Consider the following 5,155-nt stretch of genomic DNA (forward strand, 5'->3'; position numbering starts at 1 on the left):
GGCAGGATGCGGCGGCGGCCAGCATAAAGCTGGCCGCCAGATCAAGTACATATAGAAGAGGGTCTTGTATCATAGCCGTATGTCCGGCCCCGCGTCGCCTCGCCTACTTGGCCAGGCCCACGGCGCGCCGCTCGCGGATGACCGTTACGCGGATCTGCCCGGGGTATGTCAGATTTTTTTCAATTTTTTCAGCTATATCCTTGCAAAGGATATAGGTTGTGTCGTCATCGACCTGATCGGAGTTGACCATTACGCGTATTTCGCGCCCGGCCTGAATGGCGTAAGCCTTGCTGACACCTTCAAAGCTGGTGGCGATGCCTTCCAGATCCTCCAGCCGCTTCACGTAATTTTCGAGCAGTTCCTTGCGCGCGCCGGGGCGTGCGCCGGAAATGGAGTCCGCAGCCTGCACCAGCACGGCCAGAGCCGTCGAGGGACGCTGATCTTCGTGGTGAGCGGCGATGGCGTGGATGATTTCCTGGCTTTCATTATACTTCTTTGCCAGATCCGCACCGATAAGGGCGTGCGGCCCTTCAACTTCATGGTCCACGGCCTTGCCGATATCGTGCAGCAGCCCGGCTCGCTTGGCTTTTTTCACGTCCATGCCAAGCTCTGCCGCCATCATGCCGCACAGGGCCGATACCTCAAGCGAATGCTGCAGCACGTTTTGCGTAAAAGAGGTGCGGTAACGCAACTGGCCGAGAAGACGGACGATTTCAGGGTGTATGCCGTGCACGCCTGCATCAAATGTGGCCTGTTCGCCCACTTCGCGCACCTGGGCGTCCAGTTCCTGCTCGCACTTCTGGACAATATCCTCAATGCGCGCGGGATGGATGCGTCCGTCCTGGATAAGACGTTCCAGCGCCATCTTGGCGACCTGACGGCGCAAGGGGCTGTAGGCGGAAAGAATGACGGTCTCGGGGGTATCATCAATGATGAGATCCACACCGGTGGCGGACTCGAGAGCGCGAATGTTGCGCCCTTCGCGGCCAATGATGCGGCCCTTCATGTCTTCGCTGGGCAGGGTGACTGCGGTAACAGTCTGCTCGTTTACGTAGTCGCCCGCGTAGCGCTGAATGACATTACAGAGAATTTCCTTGGCCTTGCGGTCTGCGGTTTCGCGGGCTTCCATCTCGATCTGCCGGATCATCTTGGCCGATTCGTGCCGCGTTTTTGCTTCCACTTCCATAAACAACTGCGCCTTGGCCTCGTCAGCGGTGAAGCCGGATATCTGGGCCAAGCGCTGTTCCTGCTCCTCAATGCGGGTTTGCAGGAACATCTCTGTTTCTGAAAGCTGCCGCTCCTTGCGGGCCAGGTCTTTTTCCGAAGCGAGCAGCTCATGCTCCTTGGCGGTAGCTTTTTCAAGCTTTTCCTCAAGGCGTCCGCTCATTTCCTCAAGCTTGCGCTCGCGGGTTTTGACCTCGCGCTCACGCTCCTTGAATTCGTTTTCCAACTCGCGTTTCTGGTTGAACAGGTCGTCCTGCCCCTGGAGCAAAATTTCTTTTTTCTGGGCCTGCGCTTCCTTGCGGGCCTCGGCCACAATGCGCTTAGCCAGATCGTCGGCATCGCCTATGCGCTTTGTTGTAGACCGTTTGCACACCATCGCGCCCAGTGCCGCCCCCAGCACCACAGACGCGAGCAGCGCCGCTATAACTAATGGGTCCATGAATCCAGCCTCTCTTTTATCAATACGGGACCGGCCCTGAAAAGAGCCCGCCCGGCGAACACCGGCAGCCCGTGACGTGCCGCCGTAGCAATTTAGCCCAAAGGGCTGCTGAAACCCTGGCTGGATGCCGCAAACGCGGCAGCATGGATGGTGTTGCAAGAAAGAAGTGAAGACCCCAACGCGGAAGCCGGAACCCAAACTGCTCTGCTTCTGAAATCGGCTTTCCCCAGAGAGCCGTGTCATGCGTGCGGTACAGAACCTGGATAACCAGGTCGGGAGCCAGTATGTCCCCTTCAGGCGTCCCGGTCGCGCCGGGCGTGCACACAGAGGACAGAGACAACTCCCTTTAACATACTTGTCAGGTTAGCACCGAGGCATAAATCACGCGCCCCCCAGGGAAGCGCCCTCGGGATCTAAACAGATCCCTCTATCTTGGAAAGCATGGCGGTTACGCGCTCTTGCACGCCTGCCAGCTCTTTTTGCGATTGCAACAAATCATCCGCCAGTCCAAGGGCCATAAAGGTCAGCAGAATGTCCTTGGTCTGCCCTCCGTGGAACCTCAGCTTCTGGTCAGTAAACCGTTCTTCTACAAGCCTTACAGCTTCCTGCACGCGGTCCATATCTGCACCGGGCTTGAAGGCTATGCTCAGTCCAAGAACGGTAAGGTTGATAGCTTCCTGATTCACAAAAACCTACTCTACGCTGTCATGCTCCTGAATGTTGCGCAACACGGCGTCAATGCGTTTGAGCGCGTGAGCACGCAGCTGCTCTTCATTTTCAAGCGCTTCGCGCAGCCTGTGGTTTTCATCTTCCAGGGCGGCCTTTTCCTCCCCCAAAATGGCAGACTCGGCGCTGATGCGCTCGTTTTCCGCCCGAAGGCGGTCAAGCCTGGCCAGAAGAGCCGCAACTTGCGTCTCAAGCTTTTCCAGAAGTTCCATGCCTGATAAATAGCACCGCACCAGGGCCTTGGCAAGAATGGAAGAGGTAAAGTCGAAAAAAAACCACGCCGCTCGACGCCCGGCGCAACGGGCAAAGCCCGCAGCCAGTAAGCATCCGACTGCGGCAACCTCTGAAAAGACGGCCTCCGCCCTGCCCGACAAGCATATGCCTGCCCGGCCCAAGTCACCCAAAAGGCCGTTCCCTGCAAAAAAGCAAGCGCTCGTCAGGACTTCTTACGCGGCAGATTTCTCTGTTTTTCGCGGGCAATACCCAGTTCCCCGGCAGGCACATCATGCGTGATGACCGAGCCGGCCCCCACAAGAGCGTCGTCCCCCACGCGCACCGGAGCCACCAGGGCGGTATTGCTGCCGATAAAGGCGCGCTGTCCTATCTGCGTAAGATGTTTGTTTTTTCCATCGTAATTACAGGTAATGGCGCCTGCGCCGATATTACTGCCCGCGCCGATTTCCGCATCACCGAGGTAGCTCAGATGGTTGGCCTTGGCCCCCTGGCCCAGGCGCGTTTTTTTCAATTCCACAAAATTGCCCACATGGGACTGCGCCTCAAGAACAGCGCCGGGCCGCAGCCGCGCGTATGGCCCCACCAGCGCACCTTCACCCACATCCGCCCCCTCAAGGTGCGAGAATGAGTGTATCCGCGCTCCACCGCTCACCACACTGTCGCGCAGAACGCAGTGCGAGGCTATGGAGGCCCCACGCAAAATCCGCGAACGCCCATAAATTTCGCAGGGGCCGGTGATCTCCACTCCGGCTTCCACATGAGCCAGAGGCCCCACGCGCACGCTTCCCGCCGCGTGGATGATCACGCCCGAAGCAAGCAGGTCATGCACACGGCGCTCACGCAGGGCTTCTTCCATACGTTCCAGCTCTACGGGGGAATTCACACCCATGAGGCCGTCATCGCGTCCGCAACGCACACCCTGCACATTGTATTTTTCCGCCACGGCCAGCCCGACCAGGTCGGTGATGTAGTACTCGCCGCTCTTGTTGGCATTATCAAGCCGGGGCAGCAGGCATTCCACGGCGTCCAGCGCGCAAAAGTACATGCCCGCATTAACCTCGCCCGTGGGCGGGCCGTAAAGAGCCGGATCGTAGTCCTTGGCCTCGACAATGGCGCGCACGTCATCCCCTTCCCGCACCACCCGGCCGTAGGCTCCGGGGCTATCAAGGTCAATGGTGGCAAAGGCGAGGTCAGCGCCCACGGCCTCGGCCAGGAACTGCCGCACCAGGCTTTCTGAAAGCAGGGGGGCATCGCCGTTGACGACCAGCAGATGGGTATATCCTGCCGCAGTAAGCGCCGGCAGGGCCTGCATGAGGGCATGTCCCGTGCCGAGCTGCTGCTCCTGAAGAACACAGGGAACCTCCGGAAAGGCGGCCCTGACCATCTCTGCCCGGTGACCAGCCACGAGCCACACGTCTTCGGCAAAAACGGGGCGCAAAGCCTCAAGCACACAGGCCAGCATAGGCTCACCCAACAGTGTCTGCAAAACCTTGGGCTTATCGGAATGCATACGGGTGCCTTTGCCCGCCGCCAGAATAAGAGCCGCGTTTTTTGGCATTACTGTCTCCTTAATCTCCACATAAAAACGGAAAACTTCACGCAGTGCAATAGCCCCTTGCCTGAAAAACGGCAAGGAGCCCCTGACGGACCACCGCCACGTGGGGTACCTTAACCAGCAGCCCGCGACTACTGCCGCCACATTGCGGAGTAAAATGACTGGGGGAATGCCAGTCGACATATGAAATAGAAGCCTAAGCGCTTGGCGAAAATACCCACCGACCGCATACGCTGTTCACCAGCGCAAATCTTTTGATGTGCGTTCGCGCGAGCAGGTCATTACGGCCTGCCTGAGGATACTTGCGCCCTCTTCCCGAAAAAAGGGCGCAAACCGAAAAAATGGGAGTTTCTGGTCAAAAATCAGCTAAATAAAAAATAATGAATCAAAGTCATGATTGTTTTTTCCAGGATGACGCATCGAAATCTGATGAATAAACGCATCGTGTACACTGCTTGCCAGCAGGAACTTATGACTTCGTGCATTGCCGTATCGTTAATGGCAAAGCTTTCCGTATGCTGGTGGTCATTGACGAATACAGCCGTGAATGCTTGGCGTTGCATGTGGCTCGCACGATTCGTGCCGAACAGGCCATGCATGTTCTGGCGGATTTGTTTTTGACCCATGTCCGACCGGATAATATTCGTTCGGACTACGGACTACGTACTACGGCCCGGAGTTGTGGCGTTCGTCTTGAAAAAGTTGTTGGATGGGCTATCGATGCAGACTCAATACATTGAGCCGGGAAGCCGTTGGGAAAACGGTTACTGCGAAAGCTTCAACGGAAAACTGCGCGACAAGCTGCTGGACGGCGAGATATTTATTACGCTACAAGAACAAGAGGCTGAAGTTCATTGCTGTCCGGCTAAGGGGTAACAAAAAAGTCCAAAATCTCAGCAGTATGTGGTATAAGAAGTTACCACAACAACTTGCCACACAAGGAGATTTTGGACTTGAGCCATCATACTACACTCTTC

At 57.0% G+C, this 5,155-nt stretch carries 6 protein-coding genes and 1 other RNA gene; 2 read left to right on the top strand and 5 right to left on the bottom strand.

Features of this window, described 5'->3' with window-relative positions; all coding sequences use genetic code 11:
* Positions 1-103: 103 nt before the first annotated feature.
* From rny to glmU, 5 genes are all read right to left on the bottom strand, one after another.
* Positions 104-1,663, bottom strand: coding sequence for a ribonuclease Y (gene rny, locus V6C16_RS07530; RefSeq protein ID WP_333535195.1), 1,560 nt, complete (start codon positions 1,661-1,663; stop codon positions 104-106).
* A gap of 219 nt (positions 1,664-1,882) precedes the next feature.
* Positions 1,883-2,065, bottom strand: a non-coding RNA gene (gene ssrS / locus V6C16_RS07535) — 6S RNA.
* Between the two features lie 11 nt (positions 2,066-2,076).
* Complete coding sequence (locus V6C16_RS07540) at positions 2,077-2,349, bottom strand: cell division protein ZapA (RefSeq protein ID WP_333535194.1); 273 nt, start codon at positions 2,347-2,349, stop codon at positions 2,077-2,079.
* Positions 2,350-2,355: 6 nt separating this feature from the next.
* A complete protein-coding gene (locus tag V6C16_RS07545; RefSeq protein ID WP_333535193.1) occupies positions 2,356-2,763 on the bottom strand; it encodes a cell division protein ZapB in 408 nt (135 codons plus the stop codon).
* Between the two features lie 62 nt (positions 2,764-2,825).
* Positions 2,826-4,181, bottom strand: a complete 1,356-nt coding sequence (glmU, locus tag V6C16_RS07550; protein ID WP_333535192.1) for a bifunctional UDP-N-acetylglucosamine diphosphorylase/glucosamine-1-phosphate N-acetyltransferase GlmU — start codon at positions 4,179-4,181, stop codon at positions 2,826-2,828.
* A 476-nt stretch (positions 4,182-4,657) separates the two neighbouring features.
* Here glmU and V6C16_RS14985 point away from each other — a divergent pair, with 476 nt between their 5' ends.
* Together V6C16_RS14985 and V6C16_RS07555 are read left to right on the top strand one after the other, a co-directional pair.
* Entirely contained in the window at positions 4,658-4,918 is a 261-nt protein-coding gene (locus V6C16_RS14985; protein ID WP_442886195.1) for a hypothetical protein, read from the top strand.
* Positions 4,872-5,054 carry an integrase core domain-containing protein gene (locus V6C16_RS07555; RefSeq protein WP_333535191.1) on the top strand — a complete coding sequence of 61 codons (183 nt, stop codon included), beginning with the start codon at positions 4,872-4,874 and terminating at the stop codon, positions 5,052-5,054. The genes V6C16_RS14985 and V6C16_RS07555 overlap by 47 nt, the downstream gene beginning before the upstream one ends.
* The last annotated feature ends 101 nt before the right edge of the window (positions 5,055-5,155 follow it).

This window comes from Desulfovibrio sp. 1188_IL3213 (assembly GCF_036763145.1).
Classification (GTDB): domain Bacteria; phylum Desulfobacterota; class Desulfovibrionia; order Desulfovibrionales; family Desulfovibrionaceae; genus Desulfovibrio.

Excerpts from the sequence above, each read along its gene's own strand:
- rny (WP_333535195.1), bottom strand. The coding sequence starts at position 1,663 with ATGGACCCATTAGTTATAGCGGCGCTGCTCGCGTCTGTGGTGCTGGGG.
- glmU (WP_333535192.1), bottom strand. The coding sequence starts at position 4,181 with ATGCCAAAAAACGCGGCTCTTATTCTGGCGGCGGGCAAAGGCACCCGT.